General features: G+C 31.5%; 24 protein-coding genes. 1 reads left to right on the top strand and 23 read right to left on the bottom strand.

What is annotated here, in order from left to right:
- Positions 1–576: transposase (locus GMA11_RS07015; RefSeq protein ID WP_205422862.1), on the top strand; the 576-nt coding region annotated here is incomplete at its 5' end.
- Between the two features lie 33 nt (positions 577–609).
- On the opposite strand, the gene GMA11_RS07010 is transcribed toward GMA11_RS07015, so the two are convergent.
- The 23 genes from GMA11_RS07010 to GMA11_RS06900 form a co-directional block, all read right to left on the bottom strand.
- Complete coding sequence (locus GMA11_RS07010) at positions 610–1,788, bottom strand: MFS transporter (RefSeq protein ID WP_163546482.1); 1,179 nt, start codon at positions 1,786–1,788, stop codon at positions 610–612.
- A 624-nt stretch (positions 1,789–2,412) separates the two neighbouring features.
- Positions 2,413–3,312: a glycerophosphodiester phosphodiesterase gene (locus GMA11_RS07005; protein WP_163546481.1), complete on the bottom strand. Its 900-nt coding sequence runs from the start codon at positions 3,310–3,312 to the stop codon at positions 2,413–2,415.
- Positions 3,309–3,671: a fluoride efflux transporter CrcB gene (crcB, locus tag GMA11_RS07000; protein WP_205422912.1), complete on the bottom strand. Its 363-nt coding sequence runs from the start codon at positions 3,669–3,671 to the stop codon at positions 3,309–3,311. Before crcB ends, GMA11_RS07005 begins: the two co-directional genes overlap by 4 nt.
- Positions 3,672–3,675: 4 nt before the next feature.
- The gene (locus GMA11_RS06995; RefSeq protein ID WP_163546480.1) at positions 3,676–4,881 is read right to left on the bottom strand and encodes a peptidoglycan bridge formation glycyltransferase FemA/FemB family protein; all 1,206 of its coding nucleotides are present in this window, start codon (positions 4,879–4,881) and stop codon (positions 3,676–3,678) included.
- A gap of 6 nt (positions 4,882–4,887) precedes the next feature.
- Entirely contained in the window at positions 4,888–5,781 is an 894-nt protein-coding gene (locus GMA11_RS06990; protein WP_163546479.1) for an RluA family pseudouridine synthase, read from the bottom strand.
- Positions 5,782–5,784: 3 nt separating this feature from the next.
- Entirely contained in the window at positions 5,785–6,231 is a 447-nt protein-coding gene (lspA, locus tag GMA11_RS06985) for a signal peptidase II (RefSeq protein ID WP_163546478.1), read from the bottom strand.
- Between the two features lie 13 nt (positions 6,232–6,244).
- Positions 6,245–7,171, bottom strand: a complete 927-nt coding sequence (locus GMA11_RS06980) for a hypothetical protein (protein ID WP_163546477.1) — start codon at positions 7,169–7,171, stop codon at positions 6,245–6,247.
- Entirely contained in the window at positions 7,168–7,803 is a 636-nt protein-coding gene (locus tag GMA11_RS06975) for an MBL fold metallo-hydrolase (protein ID WP_163546476.1), read from the bottom strand. Before GMA11_RS06975 ends, GMA11_RS06980 begins: the two co-directional genes overlap by 4 nt.
- Before the next feature lie 15 nt (positions 7,804–7,818).
- Positions 7,819–8,262, bottom strand: a complete 444-nt coding sequence (locus tag GMA11_RS06970; RefSeq protein WP_345940864.1) for a cytidine deaminase — start codon at positions 8,260–8,262, stop codon at positions 7,819–7,821.
- Between the two features lie 151 nt (positions 8,263–8,413).
- Positions 8,414–8,719 (bottom strand): hypothetical protein, encoded by a 306-nt coding sequence (locus GMA11_RS06965; RefSeq protein WP_163546474.1) that lies wholly within the window; start codon positions 8,717–8,719, stop codon positions 8,414–8,416.
- A gap of 21 nt (positions 8,720–8,740) precedes the next feature.
- Positions 8,741–9,445 (bottom strand): Bax inhibitor-1/YccA family protein, encoded by a 705-nt coding sequence (locus GMA11_RS06960; RefSeq protein WP_163546473.1) that lies wholly within the window; start codon positions 9,443–9,445, stop codon positions 8,741–8,743.
- Positions 9,446–9,660: 215 nt separating this feature from the next.
- On the bottom strand, positions 9,661–10,308 hold the full coding sequence (gene trmB, locus GMA11_RS06955; protein ID WP_163546472.1) for a tRNA (guanosine(46)-N7)-methyltransferase TrmB: 648 nt from the start codon (positions 10,306–10,308) through the stop codon (positions 9,661–9,663).
- A gap of 63 nt (positions 10,309–10,371) precedes the next feature.
- Entirely contained in the window at positions 10,372–11,163 is a 792-nt protein-coding gene (locus tag GMA11_RS06950) for a phosphotransferase family protein (protein ID WP_163546471.1), read from the bottom strand.
- 29 nt (positions 11,164–11,192) lie between these two features.
- Complete coding sequence (locus GMA11_RS06945) at positions 11,193–12,389, bottom strand: ABC transporter permease (protein ID WP_163546470.1); 1,197 nt, start codon at positions 12,387–12,389, stop codon at positions 11,193–11,195.
- Positions 12,386–13,117, bottom strand: a complete 732-nt coding sequence (locus GMA11_RS06940; RefSeq protein ID WP_163546469.1) for an ABC transporter ATP-binding protein — start codon at positions 13,115–13,117, stop codon at positions 12,386–12,388. Before GMA11_RS06940 ends, GMA11_RS06945 begins: the two co-directional genes overlap by 4 nt.
- Before the next feature lie 84 nt (positions 13,118–13,201).
- Positions 13,202–13,375 carry a preprotein translocase subunit SecE gene (gene secE / locus GMA11_RS06935; RefSeq protein WP_163546468.1) on the bottom strand — a complete coding sequence of 58 codons (174 nt, stop codon included), beginning with the start codon at positions 13,373–13,375 and terminating at the stop codon, positions 13,202–13,204.
- Between the two features lie 38 nt (positions 13,376–13,413).
- Positions 13,414–13,566, bottom strand: coding sequence for a 50S ribosomal protein L33 (gene rpmG, locus GMA11_RS06930; protein ID WP_163546467.1), 153 nt, complete (start codon positions 13,564–13,566; stop codon positions 13,414–13,416).
- 385 nt (positions 13,567–13,951) lie between these two features.
- Positions 13,952–15,064 carry a PTS sugar transporter subunit IIC gene (locus tag GMA11_RS06925; protein ID WP_163546466.1) on the bottom strand — a complete coding sequence of 371 codons (1,113 nt, stop codon included), beginning with the start codon at positions 15,062–15,064 and terminating at the stop codon, positions 13,952–13,954.
- A gap of 322 nt (positions 15,065–15,386) precedes the next feature.
- Positions 15,387–16,460, bottom strand: a complete 1,074-nt coding sequence (locus tag GMA11_RS06920) for a hypothetical protein (protein ID WP_163546465.1) — start codon at positions 16,458–16,460, stop codon at positions 15,387–15,389.
- 10 nt (positions 16,461–16,470) lie between these two features.
- Entirely contained in the window at positions 16,471–17,529 is a 1,059-nt protein-coding gene (locus tag GMA11_RS06915; protein WP_163546464.1) for a hypothetical protein, read from the bottom strand.
- A 17-nt stretch (positions 17,530–17,546) separates the two neighbouring features.
- Entirely contained in the window at positions 17,547–18,524 is a 978-nt protein-coding gene (locus GMA11_RS06910) for a YcaO-like family protein (protein ID WP_163546463.1), read from the bottom strand.
- A 12-nt stretch (positions 18,525–18,536) separates the two neighbouring features.
- Positions 18,537–19,526: a hypothetical protein gene (locus GMA11_RS06905; protein ID WP_163546462.1), complete on the bottom strand. Its 990-nt coding sequence runs from the start codon at positions 19,524–19,526 to the stop codon at positions 18,537–18,539.
- A gap of 5 nt (positions 19,527–19,531) precedes the next feature.
- Positions 19,532–20,047, bottom strand: coding sequence for a hypothetical protein (locus GMA11_RS06900; protein ID WP_163546461.1), 516 nt, complete (start codon positions 20,045–20,047; stop codon positions 19,532–19,534).
- Positions 20,048–20,052 lie beyond the last annotated feature (5 nt).

Raw genomic sequence — 20,052 nt, 5'->3', positions numbered from 1 at the left:
TATTATAAAAAAGACATTTTAAAATTTTTAGAAGAGAAAAAGATATTTTCTGTGATTGGGTATAGACGTTTTCATCGCAATCCTGACCATAAGTTTTTTCGCTATGATTCATCTAGAGATTGTTTTACGGATACACGTACGGGAGAAATTTACACCTACAGAAACATTGATAGACAAGGATATAAGCAGTATCGTATAAGCGATAACAGTAATAAACGGATACTACGTCGAGCGATAGATGCTGATGTATACGATAGATGTCGTGAACGTCGATTATCTACGTTTGGGAAAGCACTATATAAACGACGGAAAGAAACGATTGAGCGTAGCTTTGCAGACTCTAAACAAAATCATGGGTATCGGTTTGCACAATATAGAGGAGTAGCCAAGATGCAGCAGTACACTTGGTTATCTTGTGCTGCCCAAAACATGAAAAAAATGGCAATCCTACTCACGAGAGATAGCCATTTTTTACAATATAGTTCTTTATTTATCATTTTTAAATGTAAAATCCAACGTATTTTTCAAAACTGGAAAAATACGTTGGATTTTTTATCGCTATTGTCAACAGTCTGACCCTCCTAAAAGGAGGTTATCACATTCTTATTGTTATGAAACGACTTTATTTCGTTGATAGAAAAATATTGCTGAACAACTTACATAGATGATACCGAATATCACAAAAAATATATCAACAGAAATATAATTAGCTAGAACCCCCCATATCAATGATGATACTGGCATAATCCCCACAGATATTGTTCCTTGTGTGGCAAATACTTTCCCTAATTGCTCGTTTGGAATATAAGATTGGATAATAGGTGTCTTAACAGTTTGAACAATTCCCAGAAAAAAGCCCGATACTAACATACCTGCTAGTACTGTCCAATATCCACTAACAAAAAAGGACATTATTGCCATACAAAATCCAAAAAAACAGTACCCGATTATCATTTTTTGATAAGTCGCCATCCCTTTCAATACTTTATGAACAATAAATGTACTGCCAAAAAGACAGCCTACAGATAACATCGCACTAATTAAGCCTAATAAAGTAGGGTCATTTAAACTTTTAGAAATTTGTGCAGTATACACATTAAATCCTGAAAATCCAAAATTACAAATCGCAGAAGATATCGTCAACATTCTTAATAGTGGATTTGAAAAAATAATTTTAAATCCTTCAAAAACGGATTCTGACTTTTCATGATGTAACTCTTTTATTTCTTCTTTGCAATCAATCTTTTGAAATAAAGTTGCAGATAATAAAAAACTTCCTATTGAAGACAACAACAATACTATAGGACTAATCATTTTTAATACAAATCCAATCGTCCCATTAAATAAATAATCTGCTATTTTATAACCAATAGACATATAGGATTGTGCCGCTTCTAATTTTTCTTCTTTCACTAAAAGTGGAACAAACGCATCTTGCACAGGATACGTATTCATACTAAACATACAAGAAAAAAAGACGATAGCACATAAAAGAAGTGGCATAATAGGTAAACAAAACATCGCAAATAAAATCATGAGATTTCCTAACGCTTGTCCCAATTCTAGTATGACAAGTATTTTACCCTTTTTATGTCTATCAATTAAATTACCAAATAAAAAAGAGAGCATTGTCGGAGCAAAAGCGGCTGCATTAAGAGCTCCTACCCAAAACATATCTTGTGTATTTTGCATGATATACCATATCAATACAATATACACAACACTATCTCCATAATTGCTCATCAATCTCCCAAACCATAATTTTGTAAAATTTTTATTAATTAACATTTCCATTTCCTCCTAATCATTTATTTTACAAAAATAATTTTCATTCTTCCTTTTCTTTGACATCAAAATGATGGTGATGATTATGCTACAATCCGACCTCTACATATCATCATACTGTTTCATCATAGCCATACAATATTTTCTTACAAAAATAATTTATATCATATCGTTTATTCGATGTATCATACGTTTTGATGTACCCCACGCTGTTCTTTTTTAAAGATTTTTCAAATAGACTATCTCTTTAAATATCCCCATTTATATGAGCCAATTCACTCCGTTATCTCTATCAAAAAGCTGTTATATCTACAAAAATAATATCATTCTACTTTTATAAGTCAATATTTTTTCATTAAAACGATAAAATAACCTTAATTTAAATAAAAATAATGCATTTTAAGGTACCCCTTGCTGAATTTTTATCATAATACGCCATAAAAACCACACTATTTCTTTCATAATATCGGTTTCTTCTTGTCAAACGTTAAAAACGTTATTGATTTAGTCTTTTCAGCATATCCAATGCTACATTTGTCGGTTTATATATGACACATAGAAAAAAGAGTTAACGAAACCGTGGTAATGGTTTCGTTAACTCTTTTTTTGACTTCACTATAAGCCAATTTATTTTTTCATTTGTTGTATGACTTTTTTTAAAATATCGGGTCTGTCGGACATGATACCGTCCACACCTTTTTGAATAAGGGTGGTCATTGTTTCTTCATCGTCAATCGTCCAATATTGGACAAACATATTATGTTTTTTCAGTTTCCAAATCAAATAGTCCGTATCAAGAGGGACTGTTTCAAATGTTGGGAATTGTGCTCCCTCTACTCCGTAGTGCATAAAGAAGTCGTAACCTCCATACATAGAATAGACACTTGTTTTTGCATCTTCTTCACTCATACTTGTGTGACTTTTTGGGTCTTTGATTGAGCGATAGTAAGCTAAATTACTCTGAATAAAACTTGCGACACTAACATCTTCTACAATATCATATTTCTCAATCAGTTTCTTAATTTGACGTGCAACCTCTTTGCCTGCTTCGCCCTCATCTTTTATTTCAATAATAAATAATGTTTTCTTGGCGTATGTCGCAAATAAATCATCCAAAGTCATTGGAATAACTTTTTCGTGTTTTTGTTGAAAGGGCATTTTCCCTTCGGGATCAACAAATTTTGCACCAAAGTTAAATTTTTTTAACTCGTCATACGTATAGTCGATAACACGTCCAGTGCCATCACTTGTTTCATCAATCGTTTCATTATGATGTGTCACGACAATATTATCCTTGGTTAGTCTTAAATCTAATTCCAAGGCATCTACACCTAGTGCCATAGCTTGTTCAAAAGCATATATTGTATTTTCTGGAAATAGTTTTTTAGCTCCTCCGTGTGCAATGACGAGCGGTATTCCGTTTTTTGCTTTAAATTTATAAGCCAATGGCTTTTCGGGAGATATGGCAATAAATTGTAGCACTGTATACACAATCACAAAACCTAAAAAGATATATCGTTTTTTCATTGTACTCCTTTTGCGCCTAACATATATCCTACTCCAACAGCTAGCAATGATAGTGCGATACTGCATAAAAGATACAGTGCAATCATCATGTACTTACCTAGAGTGTATAATTGAAATGTTTCAAAGGCGAATGTTGAAAATGTTGTAAATCCTCCGCATAATCCGGTGGTTAAAAAGAGTAGCCATTTTTTATTGAGTTGTTTTGAGTACCCCATACAAACACCTAAAATAAAGCTACCGATAATATTGATACAAAGTGTTTTAAGTGGGAATGTTGTTGTAAAAGGCAACCATACGCTAAGACCATAGCGACAAATCGCTCCAATACCACCGCCTAAACCAATCAATAAAATATCCATAATACTACCCTTTCTTTTTCAGACGTTTTCGCATGTTTAAAGCAAATTGAACCGCATAGTAAAGTGGCGATACGACTAAATCAAACTCCCCAACATATTCTTCAATAATGGGATTGAATTTTGCTTTAAATTGAATAAGTCCACCTTCAAGATTATTTTCAATACCACCCAAATTAACACGTGTGTATCCCTGTTTTTTGGCGTATTCAACAAAGGATACATACAATAAATATTGTGGGTAAAATTGTTTATACTGTTCATCGAACCCCGCATAAATTTGTTCTAATACATGTCCACATCCAACAGATAAACCACCTGACATAATGGCTTTATCCTCAACAGGCATGGCGTTTAAATCAGACAGACGTTTTTCTAATAAAGTTAATTCTTCCTGTAACAATTTAACTTTACGTTCACGATATTTTCCAGACGTCATTTGAGTCGTCAATGCATTGATTTTATCCTTTAATTGTGATGTAGCTGTTGCGACGTCCATTTCAGCAATGGAAAAATCAGCTTTATCTTGGTATAACTGCTTAATTAAACGGAAATAATCTGCACCTCTTAACTGAATATGTTTACGTGCCATTGTCTTTTGAATGACGTGATTTAACAAATCCGCACCCTCCTCATCATAAGACGTGATGACAACATCTCTTTTACGAGATGCTTTGATACAATTTCGGACTTTTGATGAGAGTGCTTTTTCATCAAACTGCTCGACATCGAGAATGGCTTCAAATCTTGGTTGTACGGTGTCATATAAAGACGTTGTTAACCCTAAATAGCGAATACCTTTTTGTGTGAGTGTATTTACTTTTTCTAAACTATCAGATAAGACGGGGGAGTTTGGAAACACTTTAAATGGTGCCGATTTACGTACAATTCTTGGGTCAAATTTAATAAATAACCATTTATTCTTTTTAGCAAATTGCTTTAGTTCATTCATATAAAAAGAAACTAATGCTTGATTATCGTAGTCGATAATTGGTCCTCTTGGTATGTACCCAAATTTAAAACCTTTAATGGTACGAATTAAAATCAAAGCTGCTCCGACCATTTGGTTACCTTGATAAACAGCTGTACGTACAGACTGCCATTCTGATTTTACACTTGCCCACTTAGCTGTTTGTAATAAATTTCCCATTGGGTGTTGTTCAACAAATATATCGTACGATTGTTCATCAATATCTGTTTTAAATGTATACATATAAACCTACTTTCTTAACGTTTCTAAATACGCTTGAAACTGTTCTGGTAATTCAGTTGTAAATGACAATACTTCTTTACTTTTTGGATGTATAAATCCTAATGTTTTCGCATGCAAATATTGTCCTTGCGTTTTATCTTCCTCATACGGACTATATAGAGGATCCCCCACAAGTGAGTACCCTATAAAATTCATGTGTACACGAATTTGATGTGTTCGTCCAGTTTCTAAATGTAACAAAACCAATGTTTTATCATCAAACCTTTCGAGTACTTTAAAGTGGGTAACGGCATGCTTACCGTCTTTTTGAACAGAAAATTTCAATCTATCTTGTTTATCACGTGCAATAGGCGCATCAATCGTTCCCGTTTCATGTTCAATCACTCCATGCACTAAAGCAACATATTGTCTTTCCATGGTGTGCTTTCTTAATTGATTGGCTAAAAATTGGTGTGCATCATTATGTTTAGCCACCACCAATAAACCTGTCGTGTCTTTATCAATACGGTGTACAATACCCGGTCGTACATGACCCGTTCCAGTGGATAGCGAACTTATATGATACAACAAAGCATTGACTAAAGTACCTGTTTCATGCCCTCGTGACGGATGCACAACCATTCCTTTTGCCTTGTTAATGACAACAACATCGGTATCTTGATACACAATTTCAATCGGAATATTTTCAGGTATAACGTCAATCGGTTCCTCTTCAAAAATAGATACCTCAATCACGTCATTTTCTTTAACTTTATAATTGGCTTTTTCTAGTTTTCCATTCACCATTACTTGTTCTAATTTAATAAGTTGTTGAATTTGTGAACGGCTTATCGTTAACCATTCTTGTATCACTTTATCCAAACGTTCTGTTTGATTGGTGACAATCATTGTTTCTTTCATAATTTATCCTTTTCTTGAATCTAAAACCATGTATAAAATGAGTAGCACTGCGCCAAATGTCAAACAAATATCGGCAACATTGAATATAGGAAAATCAATAAAATCCACTTTAATCATATCAACGACATAACCTAATCGTAATCTATCAATGAAATTCCCAATAGCACCGGCAAAAATGAACATGTAAATCATTTTTTCAAGACGTCCACGTTTTTGACGGTGTATCCAATACATTAAACCGACAAGAACAACAATCGTCATAATGGTAAAAAATAACATATTACCAGATAATATTCCCCATGCTGCTCCTTTGTTTTGGATATGGTATAAAGACACAACACCATCTATAAGCGTTTGCCCTGTATGTAATGGGAAAGTTTGTACAATCCAATATTTCACAACTTGATCCAAACCAATGAGTAACAAAATCCCAATATAATAACCTATCATTTTTTCACCTCTTTTACATCGTCATTTTTTGAATTTCTTTTTCTAAACGGTCAATCCATACATGTTGTTTTTCTGCTACATGTTTTTCTTGTAAAGCATGAACAAATGCCACTTCATCATCAATGACACGCTCTATAAAAGGATATAACATCGACACGTACAACAATATATTTTGTTGTAGCACTTGTTTATTTTGTTCATCAATCGCCATATTGTCGACATATTTATCCATGCGTTGATATATTGGATGCTCCAAAACCGGCACAAGTTGCGTTAACGACACACTCTGTTTTTCGCCAAACCACACCATGTCTATGTCTTGTGTATATTGACGTTCGCATAACATTTCCAGCAAATAAGATTTCAAGAGTGGATGAAACTGTTCTGTACACAATAAATACATGGCTTGTTCTATATACGCATCAACAGATAGTATATTGAGCATTGGCAATAAAGAACGTTGCTCTAAAAAAGATAATGCTTCAACTTTTTCGAGTTGTATCATCAACTGTTGTTGCATTTCTTCCTCTTCATTTTTTAATGCGATATGTTGTTGATTTAACCGTTGTGACAGAACCTCTAATTGATATGTGGATAATCCATATTGTTCATAATAAGCTGTCTTTTTTTCTAATGTAGACGAAGCTGTTTCTAAGTCCCACAACTCTAATAATAAACGAATGTACAAGCTGTCCCACTCTATATCCTGTGTTTCTTGTTGTATATTAGGTAAGTATGTCTTAAAAAATGCTAAAGCCTTATCCAATTCATGACTTTCCAATAATGTCGCAATATAAATCGTATATAAAGATGTATCTTTTGTTTCTTGAATGGCTTTTTCCATATAGAGAATGGCTTCAGTCATATTTGCTTCTTCAAAAGATTGCGTTGCTTTTTGTAAGAAAACATCTTTATTTTTTGGAAAGCGAATAATGTTCATCGTGTCACTCCGTTTAAGTAAGGGTTCGTAGCACGTTCTTGTTGAATGGTTGTTTGGTCACCATGTCCAGATAAAATAACAGTGTTATCTGGCAGTGTCATTAAATGCTTATTTATACCTTCCATAAGTTCTGCGTGAGAACTACTTGACGGTAAATCTGTTCTGCCACAACCACCTTTAAATAGCGTGTCACCAACAATGGCAAAACCGTCTTTTTCAAATAGATAAACCGTACTACCCGGAGAATGCCCCGGTACATGTTCAATGCGACAATCAAACCCCTCAATAGAAACTTCTCCCATTTCTTTGAATAAAACGTCTGCTTCTCTCACAGAAAGTGGTTCATGTCTGCTTGATAAATTTAAAACAGGATTGCTTAAAAAGTCTTTTTCAATATGATGCATGTATACAGGTACTGGGTAAACATTGCGTACCTCATCTAATGCTCCTATGTGATCATAATGTGCATGTGTTAAAGCAATCGCAACGGGATTTAAATCATGTTCTTGGATAAATGCTAATAAATCTTCTGGTTGAGCACCAGGATCAAAAATCAATGTATCTTTATTGTCTTTAACAACAAAATAAACATTTTCAGATAATAAACCTGTCGGTATTTTATAAACAATCATATATAAAATCCTTTCTTACATATCTAATTTAGTAAATGAATACGGTACTAAATCATTCAATGTCAAACTTAAAATATCATTATCTCCATTCACTAAATAAACGGGTGTTTCTGGAGAACAAAATTCAACTAAGGCTTGTCGACAAATATTACATGGTGGTAAGTAATCCTCTGTTTTCCCTGCCACAGCAATCGCCACAATATCGCCTTTACGATACCCTTGTGACGCTCCAGCAAATAAAGCACTACGCTCTGCACAGCTTGTGGCACCAAAGGATACATTTTCAATATTCGCACCTTTAATCACTGTTCCGTCTTTATACAAAATCGCTGCACCTACTGGAAAATTTGAATATGGGCAATACGCATGTTGTAATGCTTCTTGTGCGTATGTCATCAATTCTTCTTTTGTCATCACAATATCCCTACCTTTAACTGTTTTGTTGTTATAGTATACCATAAATCATACGTGAAAACTAAAAAATCACTCTAATATACAAAAGTGGTAAACTGACGTTTTTAATGTCAGTTTACCACTTTTATGGTGTGCCTATCCCTTATCATAAATGGATAACACGTATTCGATTTGCCTGTTTCATCAGCCCTAAACATTATAGGCGAATTTGTTGATGTAATGCTAGTAAAGCACCAGTTTGTGCGTCGGCAACAAAATCGTATGTGTATTGTGTCGTTGTCACACCACCCACAAAAACATTCATATCAAAAACATCTGAATACTCTTTTGTCATGTTGATAAACGAACCAACAACATGACCTTGTAATCGACTGTCTGTTTTGGCATTTGATAAAATCGTATCACATAAATGTTGCTTGTCTAGCTGTTTTTTATATTGATATGCCGTTCCGGCTAACACAATCGTACTCAAAGCTGTTGCATATTTTATAATTTTTTTCATATATATCCTTTCCGATATAATCTAATCTTTTAATTTACCAAAAATATTTAAAACAGATATAAACATATTGATGAAATCTAAATATAATTCCAATGCACAAGATACAATAAGTGAGTTGTGTACGTGTGGTTGGTTTTCAAAATAAAGATACACTGCTTTAATTTTTTGCATATCATACGCTGTTAAACCTGAAAATGTTAATAATACAACAATAGAAATCATCAACTCAATAAAATTACTTTTGAAAAGTAAGCCATTCATCAGAATAGAAATGATTAACCCAATCATAATAGGTCTTGCAATTGTTCCTATTTTTGTTAAATCTCGGTTTGTTGTGTAACCATAAATGGCTAACATAGCAAACAAAGGAATAGTTGACACGAGAGCATAGACAATGCTCATCGGTTCATATAAAGCACCCACCACAGCAAATGTCACACCAGTCAGTATCGAATACACGATAAATTTCACAATATAAGATATTTTATTTTCTATTTTTTCTAAATTGATGCGTAGCGAATAAGCTAACATAATTTCAATCATAAAAATACCATAATAAAAAAATGAATTGGAAACGATGTGATAAAATAAAACCTTTGTTTTGAGTAGCATATACGCTGAAAGCGTACTAATGGCTAACCCAATCATCATCCATAAAAACGTCCTTGCAACAAATCGGTTTAGTCCTTTTTCTTGTTCCACAGAATAAATTATTTGGTGTTCCATAACCTTACCTCTCTTTCGCTTTCAATCAGTATAACAAAGATACATCTTTTTATCAATTTCATTTCTTCTTTATCCATCGACACGATATGATAGAATCGAAAAACCCTTGACATCAACGTTTTGAAGAAGTTGATGTCAAGGGTTTTTAGTATTTAAAAATGTTTATGGATATAAAAAGCCAACTCTCTCATTTTCACTTTAGGGTCAATTTATTTTTATTTTTTCTCCACAAAAGCTGCTTCGACACGGTAAATACGTTGTCCTTTTGCCGAAAATTTTTGTTCATACTCTGTCATAATATTGCCTTCAAAATCACTCGTATGCAAGTCCAACCACACTTGTTTTAAGTGCATGCCATATTGAGAAAAACTTGCCAATGAATACTCAAACAAACCTTGATTATCCGTTTTGAAATGAATTTCACCATTCGGAACCAAAATTTGTTCATCACTTTCTAAAAAGGTTTTGTAAGTTAAACGTCGTTTTTCGTGTTTTTTCTTTGGCCACGGATCACTAAAGTTTAAATAAATACGATCCACTTCCCCATTATCAAAAAACTCTGTCACATCTCCTCCGTTAATGTGCAATAATTGTAAGTTTGGTAAATCTTCTTCAATCAATTTATCTAAAGCTACGACTACAACACTCGTTTGTAATTCAATACCAATATAGTTAATTGTCGGATTAGCTTTTGCCATACCTACAATAAATTGACCTTTTCCTGTTCCAATTTCGATGTGAATAGGATTGTTATTATTAAAACGTTCGTGCCAACGACCTTTCCATTCTTTTGGATGTTGAACAACGTATTGTGGATGTTGTTCAATCTTTTCTTTTGCCCACGGCTTATGTCTTAATCGCATATTATACTCCTTACTCTTTTCTCCCACATAAAATGGGGCTAACATATTTGCTAGTCCCTCATTTTAACGATTTCTTATTTGTTTTAATACATCTTTTATTAGTAAAATACTATTATTCATTTGTCTGTATCGACCTTGGAAATGATTTTTCTTAATACTTATCAAGCAATCGTATAGCACGTACCATTCTAACCGCTCAATAAGATCTTGATTTATCTCTAGCCCATAAACATCAATCCATGTTAACCAATCTTTTCTATCTACATATTGACACAAAATATTGGCAATATCTAACATTGGGTCACAAAGTTTGACCATTTCCCAATCAACCAAATACAAACGTCCTGTTTTTTCCAATAGAAAATTACGATGATTTAAATCGCCGTGACACACCGTTTTTGGTGTATCTATCAACATCACTGCTCGTTGTTGTAAATAATTGTAAACATCATTTAAAAAGTGATTTGTTCTTAAATCTGTTTGCAAATCTTCTGCATAGAGTGACAAACAATCCATTGGCGAGCAAACTTTACCGTCAATTTGTTTGAGCATTTTCAATAAAGGTTCTGATTGATGAATATCTCTTACTAAATTCAAAACGTCCATTTGAACCATTTCTTCTTCGTCTAATTGTCTAGCATCAATCCATTCCTGAGCCGTTAACACTTCACCGTGAACCGTTCTTTTTGTCCATAATAATTTAGGTGTCATACCCTCCGTAGAAACGGCTGCTAAAAATGGTGTTGTGTTTCGTTTTAAAAATATATTTTGTTTTCCTTTAACACCCATATAGGACTGACCCGTTTCGCCACCTAATGGATATAAATCCCACTCTGAATCCATTCTATAATCCATGTTATACCCTTATTTCTTCAATTTTGCTTCTATATTTTATCAAGTTTTCTTTGAACATACAACGGAAAAATGATATAAATGAACACAATACCTATCAAAATACCTATCATTAAGCGAATATCGAACGCTATGAGCATACTCAACACACTCGCTACCAATAACTGCACCATCAATATTTTCTTTAAAAACGCTTGAAAATCACGTTTTTTTTCGTCTTTTGTATAAGGTGCAATCTCTAATAAAATATGACCTGAAAAATGTTGATACATCGGCAATAATTGATAACCCGTCAAAAATAGCATACATACGAGTATACCACTATACAAATATACATTAGAAAATAAATATCTCAATAAAATTGTCATCCCCATTAATTGCATCGACATACTCAACTCTGCTTTTCCACGTAAAAAAGCACGTTCATACAAATAATAATAAAGACGTGTTGTTTTTGTAAAACATTTATCTAAATATGGTCGTCTTTTTACCGTTTCTTCAAAAATCGGAACATCAATAAATAATTGTAATAAACGGTATATTTGATTCATTCGCTTGATTTCTGTATCGACAATATACTCCCAATAATACAATGCTGTATCCTTTTGTAGACTATACTGCATGATACCAATAAATAAACCAACACATACCACACTCGCCCAAATATTAACAAAAAAATACAGACTAAAGACAATGCCACTACTTAACATCATCGCTACAACACTTTGCCATTGCTTTAATGGTCTATTTTGTTTTAATAACCACACTTGTCTAAGTAAATCAACATACTTTAACAATATCATGACAATACACAAAACAAAAGAAACAACTACGTTCATTTTTAAAAACAATGGATACAATATGCCTACCGTACAAATAGCAATAAAACTAGGTAAACACAAACTATACACTAAACTTTTATGAATATATGGTTTCCAATCATTTTCTAGCGTACTTAAAAAGTGTTTGTCTGCTGGTTGAATAAGCAATGCTAATTTGCCGAATAAAGTCAAGCAAGACAAAATAGCGATAATGCCTATTAAAACAAGGGTTGTTTGGTCATGCGTAAATGATAATGTTTGAATAAATTGTGCATAAGATAACCCAATACCTCCCAAGGCAATCATAAGTACCAATACAAAATGATCATTAAAAACATACCTTAAATACTTGGCTAAACGCTTTTGATGATTGGCTAATCTCGTTTTAAATAATCCTTCTAAATTCATTTTGTCGCCTCATTTACCATTTGAATATACAAGTCATCTAAAGAAGCATTTGGCACTTGATATTGTTCTTGTAATGCTTGTAAATTTCCAACTGCTTGAATAATCCCGTCATGAATAAAGACAAATGTATCGCATTGTTTTTCTGCGGTCGATAAGACATGTGTAGACATTAAAACAGCTGCTCCTTTTTTCTTTTTGTCTTCAATCATCGTTAATAAATGACGAATGGCTAGAGGATCTAATCCTAAAAAAGGTTCATCAATAATATAAACAGATGCATCAATCATAAAAGCACATGTAATCATAACTTTTTGTTTCATACCTTTAGAAAAATAGGCAGGAAACCAATCAAGTTTTTCCATTAAACCAAATGCTTCTAAATAGGGTTTTGCTTTGTCTAGCGCTTCCTCTTGTGATAAGCCGTAGGCAAAACCTGTGACAAAAAGATGCTCTTTTAATGTTAATTCTTGGTATAAAATAGGTGTTTCTGGAATATACGTTACTTGTTGTCTATAAGCTTTTGCGTCCATTTCCACAGTTTTTCCATTAATCGTCACTTCTCCAGAAAAAGGTTTCATCAGTCCAATAATATGCTTAATTGTTGTACTTTTCCCTGCACCATTTAGCCCAATCAAAGCAACCAATTCTCCTGAATTAACAGAAAATGTGACATTTTTTAAAACTGCATAATTTGTATAACCACCTGTTAATGCTTTTATTTCTAACATACAAACTCCTTTTCAAATAAAAAAACCAGATAATAGACAAAGCATTGTCTATTATCTGGAGAGAACTTTGCCTAACTCTCTTAATTAAAATGATAATAATAAATGTACAAGTGCTGTAATGCCTGCATCCACTACTGCAAAAAATAATGCGAATGCAATCACATTAGAAACAACTGTTCCTGTCAATCTTGCTAATTCTTTTCCTGTTGGCCAAGTGACTAGTTTCATTTCTTGAAACACACTTTTTAAAAATTTCATAATAAACTCCTTTTATGACAAACTTATTTGTGTCTTTCCTATTTTGTTTCTTTGTGTAATGTATGTTTTGCACAATAACGGCAAAATTTCTTCACTTCTAAACGAACTGTTTTTCCTTTTTCAGTTGGTGTAACGGTATAATTACGCTGTCCGCACACTGTACACGCTAAACCTGTTTTACGTTGAACCACACATCTCACTCATCTCTATATAATCTCCTACCTATCATACCTATTTATACAACATAAGTCAACTTCTATATCATGAATATACAGAAAAATCGTCATAAAATAAGAAGAGATTACTTTATATGATGTCTTTACCTCAATAGTATAAATATCCAACAATAATCATCAACAAACTAGCAATAATTAGATACATAAGAGTAATGACTTCTATAAGAAAAACTAGTATGACATATTGCATTATTATCTAGTGATAAACCTGTTTATTTCAATACATAAAAAGAGATTACTGTTAATTCAGTCATAAACACACCTAAACAATTTACAACGAAACAAAAATATCACTATCCCATAATAGAAAAACACCATTGTCAATGTAGATAAATACCACTTATGCATCAAATTTAAATACTTCTGGTGTATATAGACGCCATACTTTTGTGTAAAGATAACGTGTTAAAATAGCAATACCTAATGGTAAAACAATCCAAGACACCACTGCCAAAATAGGCGATAAACCTCCATCAATAGAAGCAAATAAACCTGTTAGCCCAACTAAACCAAAACCTGCACTTGCTGGCGTTCCGACAATATGAAATGTTGGCACTAATAACGCACATAAAATAGCTGTTGTGACAATATTGATATAAACGATTGGGTGTCTAAAAACATTTGGCATCATCATTTTCATTGAAGCCAATGCTACGGCAATCGTCACACCTGGCTTATTGACTGTAAACGAATGAACAATCAATACCATAGTGGTAGAAGCTACTCCCATTGCAGATGCTCCTGCCGATAATCCTGTCAAACCAATTGCCAAACCAATCGCAACTGTTGAAATTGGAGATACAATCAAAATGGCAAAAGACACACAAATCAATATACTCATCAAATACGGTTGTAATTCGGTAAAGTTTTTAATGAGAACACCTATTTCTGTCGTAATACTTTTCACATACGGAAGTGTATATAATCCAATAACAGAAACCAACACACTTAATATCGGTATTAAAATAATATTTAATGACCCTAGTCTATCTTGTAAAACAAGAAGCAATAAAACACCTAGACTCGCAACCAACATGGCATTAATAATATCGCCTGTCCCAGCTGTTAAAAAACCATTTGCGACCATTTTAGCATTTTTAATCAATTCTTCATTACCTAGTTCTTGTGATTGTTTCAATAAATTAGACACAACAACTGCTTTTGTTGTCACTCCAGAACCAACATACGTTGCTGCTGCAACAGAGGCAGCTTTTAATCCTTTAAATCCAAATTCAAAAGCAATTAACGCCCCCATTAAAGCAGGAATAACCGCTTGAAAAAGCACATTTGCTGTATGCCACATGAGAATAAACTCATTACCTTTAAAAAGTTGGTTTGTTAATAAAACCGATAAAATCGCATTTGGAATTAAGCCAACTAATACAGCGATCGCTGTCCCATTCAATACCTTTGTCAAAAATTGTCCTACTGTTAATTTCTTTGATTGTGTCATATACACTGTCCTTTCTTTTTTCTTACATTATAAAATAAAATACACTGCTAAATTTTGTTAAAAATTTGACACTATACTAAACAAAAAACTAGTACCTACGATGATGTAGATACTAGCCTTTTATCAATACAAAAAAGAGTACAAAACGTCGCTATCTACTATCATCATAAGCTAAATTTAAAATAATGACTAAAATAACGACAATAATAAAGCTCATGTGATAAACGCTCCTTTCTCTTTCATGTTTTTTTCATTTTTTAATGTTTTGTTAATATACTACCATAAAATTCAAAAAAGAAAAGTATTTTTTGAGAAAAATATCCTATTTCTTTTCATATTCTACCATTTTTGTTAATATCAATGTTCTTAACTCAACAAGTTCTGGATATTGATAAAAGAACAATATCTTTTGCGTATACGGTTTTGTTACATCTAAATCAGTAGATTTTGTAAGTACAAAATATTTGAAACTTTCTGCAAAATCTTCATAAATATCTTTTCTAGCATACAAACTAACAAAATTGTCTTTATTTAATTTAAAAAACTGTCTTTCTGCTTCCCATGTTGTTTCATCTACATCAATCCATTTTAAATCAACATTTTTCCAATACTCCGTAAAAAATTGTCTTAAATAACTATCTTTATTAAACGTTTTTTGTATACTTTCTGAAAAACTTATCTGTTGACCTACATTTGCTTCCACATCTATTTGATTTGGCATAGTATATAAAAGATGCCCTAACGCATTGACAATAAATGGCATTTCAAATTCATATCTGCTTTTTGAATTCTGTTTATCCAAAGATATTATCTCTTCAAGATGACCAACACCTAGACTATATGCTGATTGTACCTCTTTTCTTGGAGGTATAATAAACATATAGGATGCTCCTGTTTGATAAACATGATAATCCGTTAAATGCTCTCTATATTCAGCAGGTACAATCTCTAAAAAATCACGTACTATCGTTTCAGATATTTCTTTTTGCGTATCTTCTTTAAAAGTGGCTCCTTTATGTAAATAAATAGTATCCCCTAAAATACTATAATGTGCTATATCTTCTCCCAAATCTTCTTTTTCTAAACGCATTCTACCGATTTTTAGACTATCCACGTCTTCATCTCCATGTATTTTTAAAGATTTAAATGGCGATATTTGTAGTTGGTTATCTCCTTTTTCTATGACATTTTTTTGCTGAATGTTTTCTAAATTCAATTTTTTGTCAAAAGAAAAGGCTATCGGCTCTACTTTTGATACTAATTTCTCTTTTACTTGCTCTTGTTGTACAGGTACTTTTGCTGCATTTGTATGGTAATAGGCAAATAAACATCCCCATCCTACTAACAAACCTAAAATAAACACAATATATACATTTTGTTTTTTCATCAGTTTCATACCTCCCTCTTTATTTATTCTCATGTTCTACCATTTTAGTTAACATATATGTTCTTAATGAAACGAGTTCTGGATACTGATAGAAAAACAATAGTTTTTGTGTATACGGCTTACTTATATCTAAATCTGATGATTTCGTTAGTATAAAGTGAAGAAAACTTTCTGCAAAATCTTCATAAATATTCTTTGCAGCATAGACACTCACAAAATTATCCCTATTTAATCTAAAAAATTTACTTTCTTCTTGCCATGTTGTTTCATCTGCATCAATCCACTTTTCATCTACGTTTTTCCAATACTTCGTAAAAAATTGTCTTAAATAACTATCTTTATGAAATTCTTCTTGCATACTTTCTGGAATACTTAATTGTTTAGATATATTCACCGTAAAATTTAAATGATTGGGCATAAAAGACAGTATATGTCCGAATTCATGAATAAAAGTAACCATTTCCAATTCATATAGTTTGTCAGCATAATCATGTTTCATATTCATAAATAAATCTAAACTACTCAAACTTAGTGCTGTTGAATAACGTTGCTCTCGCCGAGGAGGACTTACAAACGCAAGAGCATCTCCTTTTTTGTAAACATAATAGTCGGTTAAATGTTCTCTAAATTGATTAGGTATTATATCTAAACAATCCTGAACAAAATTTTCTGCAGTGGCTTTTTCTACATCACTTTCAAATCCAGCTCCTTTATGTAAATATAAATTATCACCTAAAATACTATAATGAGCAATTTGTTTACCTTTATAATATGTTTTAAACATATTTCTCCCAATTTTTGAAGACGGATTATCTTCATCTTCATGTATTTTTAAAGGTTGAAACGATAATTTTTTTCTCTGACTATCTCCCTCATCTACTTCTTCTTTTGATTGAATGTTATCTAAGGTCAACGCTTTCTCAAAAGAAAAAGCTACTGGCTCTAATTTTGATACAATTTTTTCTTTCTTTTGCCCATGTTTGACCGGTACTTGAACAGTACTTATATGATGATAAACAAATAAACTAGTCAATCCTAATAATACACCTAAAACAAATATATATCGTTTTTTTCTCATGTCTATCCTCCATAACATTAAGGGAATGGTATAAAATTACATTCCTTATCAATACTTCTTTTGAATATTCTTTCTAATTTATTCAATTTATATAAATCCATTTCTTTTGGTAGTAATGTAGGAAACCAATTAAAATCTATAATCTTAGTAATAAAAGCTTGATCAATATTAAATGCAAAACAATACGGATTTATCTCCCACTCTTGATTTAATTCACTTATAACACTGTGATAAGTAGCTTTATGAAATAATTGAGTTTCACTTTCTAAATAAGGTATTTTATCTAGAAAGGCATAAGCTTCTAAAAAATCTTTGGTTTCAATAGAATGAAATATAGAGGCATAGGTTAAATCCAAATTTTTATTCTCTTGCTTAGAATAAGATTGATTATAGAAATGATAAAATTGATAAAGTTCTGATATAGCTGCTTTCAATGCCTTAAAAAAATCTATAGAACTTCCTAAAGAAATATATTTTTGTTTATTTTTTACCCCAATACATAAAATAACATAAAAATTCTCTACTAACGAAATATTATAAAAAGAAAAATCAGAAAAATACGTTGGAATATATTTCGAAATCAATCTATTTGGAAGTATATATAAGCCCGTTTTAGTTAAATATCTATACAATAAACTCTGTCTCTCAATAAATTCAGAGATAGCATTCTCTACAGAGGAATTCGCATTTGTATGACATGCCATACCATTTGAATCATAAAAATATTTCATCTCTTCTTGAGCATATGAACAAATGATTTTTTCTTCATAATCTATTAAACTTTTCCCGATTATTTGACTACATTCTTGTACATTATGTAATATACGTCTTTCTAACAATTCACTTATTGATTTTAAAACGGCTTTCTTTCTATTAGAGTCAATAGACATACCTAATATATATTCCTTATCCATAAAACTACAAATAACTGTATTTAAATTATCTATAAAAAACTGCTTAGTACTATTTATGTCAATATTATGATACCCAAACATTTAAATTCTCCCTCAAATAATACAGCAATTAGGTATCACATCTGATTCTATATCTAAATCGAAGTGATAAAAAATTTCCTTATCAAGATACATCAAATTTTCTTTTAACGGAATACAATTAATTAATTTTTGTGAACACACTTTTATTACTTTTTCGTTACCACATGAAAAAGGTAAAAATACAGTTACAATATCATTTATCCATTTCTTTAGCTTAAATGTACTTTCTTTTAAATTATAATTTATTTTTTTACTATATAATTCTTTTTTTTGTAAATGAACTGATACTTCTTTACATAACTTGTCATTTAAAAGTAAATTTCCAACATGATAATATGCCAACAATAAATTCTTAGATTCATTTACTGCTTTCTCTATTGCTTCATCTATAATTAAACTAGCAGCAATACCACTTCCTACAAAATTTTTCTTTTTAAATAATGCAACAATAATAGTTACTGCTGAGGAAAGATTTTTTATACAAAAAATCTTTATTTCATCTACTACTTTATAATCTTTATTAAACATTTTTATCAGATTTAAGTAACTCTGTTTTTTTAGATAATATCTATAGCCATAACTCCCATACCAGAAAAGCATCAGTTCATTTTTTTCGATTAATTCTAATAAAGCGATTTGAAATAAAGTAGACGAAGATAAACAGCCTCCTGCTGTACCTGTCGTATCAATCACACCGTATTTTTCACTAACACCATAACAAATATCTTTTCTTTTTAAAGGAACAATACTACTAACTCCTTTTCCATAAACAAGCTGATTCTTTTTATGTAATTGATAACCGATATAGTGCCTATCCAAAAATTCACTGTATAACTTTTTAATACCTATGCTTTTTGTTTTTGCTACTGCTGTAGAATTCCAAGGAATCAAATATCTTTTTTCTAAAATAACAGCTCTCATTGTCCCAATTAAATGTATATCATTAAGAAAAAAACACTTACTTTTATTAGATATTACTGTTTCATAAGACTTAAATAACAACTAATTCACCACCAATCAAAACTAATAAGATGTAACAATTCATTTAAATTTAATCCTAACAATTTAGCTGTAGCATTCCCATTAATATTATCAGATACAGATATATTTACTTTTATTTTTAATAACTCATATAGCCTCCCTGATTGGACATAGGCATTCAAATAAATATTTTTAGAAAAATAATTCAACATATGTATATCAAAGAAGCATGAAATTTTATTACCGTAGTTTTTTTCGATAGATAATGATAATTCTCTTGATTCATAAAGTCCATTCCAAAAATAATAAATTTTTTTTGTCAATGTATCTGAATATACAACAAATAAAAGTGGCATTTCTTTTGATAACTGATTTAAGTATACAACAAAATCATTAGAAGGTATATTAGGTATCGTTGTTTTGTTCGAATGAATAAAATTCATATATTTTTTCATACTATTATCAAATATATATTCATCTGGAGATACTAAAGAAAATGACTGATGTAATTTTTTGATATAAATTTTTTCGTTAATTAACAATACTA

It is taken from the genome of Granulicatella sp. zg-ZJ (assembly GCF_010892355.1).
Classification (GTDB): domain Bacteria; phylum Bacillota; class Bacilli; order Lactobacillales; family Aerococcaceae; genus WM01.
This window is presented reverse-complemented; position numbering and strand designations above follow the sequence as displayed.

What these genes read in the sequence shown, in the direction of transcription:
- GMA11_RS06960 (WP_163546473.1), bottom strand. Translation starts at nt 9,445, where the DNA reads ATGGAACACCAAATAATTTATTCTGTGGAACAAGAAAAAGGACTAAAC.
- trmB (WP_163546472.1), bottom strand. Translation starts at nt 10,308, where the DNA reads ATGCGATTAAGACATAAGCCGTGGGCAAAAGAAAAGATTGAACAACAT.
- secE (WP_163546468.1), bottom strand. Translation starts at nt 13,375, where the DNA reads ATGAAATTTTTAAAAAGTGTGTTTCAAGAAATGAAACTAGTCACTTGG.
- GMA11_RS06920 (WP_163546465.1), bottom strand. Translation starts at nt 16,460, where the DNA reads ATGAAACTGATGAAAAAACAAAATGTATATATTGTGTTTATTTTAGGT.
- GMA11_RS06915 (WP_163546464.1), bottom strand. Translation starts at nt 17,529, where the DNA reads ATGAGAAAAAAACGATATATATTTGTTTTAGGTGTATTATTAGGATTG.
- GMA11_RS06990 (WP_163546479.1), bottom strand. Translation starts at nt 5,781, where the DNA reads ATGAAAGAAACAATGATTGTCACCAATCAAACAGAACGTTTGGATAAA.
- GMA11_RS06950 (WP_163546471.1), bottom strand. Translation starts at nt 11,163, where the DNA reads ATGGATTATAGAATGGATTCAGAGTGGGATTTATATCCATTAGGTGGC.
- GMA11_RS06995 (WP_163546480.1), bottom strand. Translation starts at nt 4,881, where the DNA reads ATGTATACATTTAAAACAGATATTGATGAACAATCGTACGATATATTT.
- crcB (WP_205422912.1), bottom strand. Translation starts at nt 3,671, where the DNA reads ATGGATATTTTATTGATTGGTTTAGGCGGTGGTATTGGAGCGATTTGT.
- GMA11_RS06965 (WP_163546474.1), bottom strand. Translation starts at nt 8,719, where the DNA reads ATGAAAAAAATTATAAAATATGCAACAGCTTTGAGTACGATTGTGTTA.
- GMA11_RS06980 (WP_163546477.1), bottom strand. Translation starts at nt 7,171, where the DNA reads ATGAACATTATTCGCTTTCCAAAAAATAAAGATGTTTTCTTACAAAAA.
- GMA11_RS06925 (WP_163546466.1), bottom strand. Translation starts at nt 15,064, where the DNA reads ATGACACAATCAAAGAAATTAACAGTAGGACAATTTTTGACAAAGGTA.
- GMA11_RS07005 (WP_163546481.1), bottom strand. Translation starts at nt 3,312, where the DNA reads ATGAAAAAACGATATATCTTTTTAGGTTTTGTGATTGTGTATACAGTG.
- GMA11_RS06940 (WP_163546469.1), bottom strand. Translation starts at nt 13,117, where the DNA reads ATGTTAGAAATAAAAGCATTAACAGGTGGTTATACAAATTATGCAGTT.
- GMA11_RS06970 (WP_345940864.1), bottom strand. Translation starts at nt 8,262, where the DNA reads ATGGTATACTATAACAACAAAACAGTTAAAGGTAGGGATATTGTGATG.
- lspA (WP_163546478.1), bottom strand. Translation starts at nt 6,231, where the DNA reads ATGATAGGTTATTATATTGGGATTTTGTTACTCATTGGTTTGGATCAA.
- GMA11_RS07010 (WP_163546482.1), bottom strand. Translation starts at nt 1,788, where the DNA reads ATGTTAATTAATAAAAATTTTACAAAATTATGGTTTGGGAGATTGATG.
- GMA11_RS06975 (WP_163546476.1), bottom strand. Translation starts at nt 7,803, where the DNA reads ATGATTGTTTATAAAATACCGACAGGTTTATTATCTGAAAATGTTTAT.
- GMA11_RS06910 (WP_163546463.1), bottom strand. Translation starts at nt 18,524, where the DNA reads ATGTTTGGGTATCATAATATTGACATAAATAGTACTAAGCAGTTTTTT.
- GMA11_RS06945 (WP_163546470.1), bottom strand. Translation starts at nt 12,389, where the DNA reads ATGAATTTAGAAGGATTATTTAAAACGAGATTAGCCAATCATCAAAAG.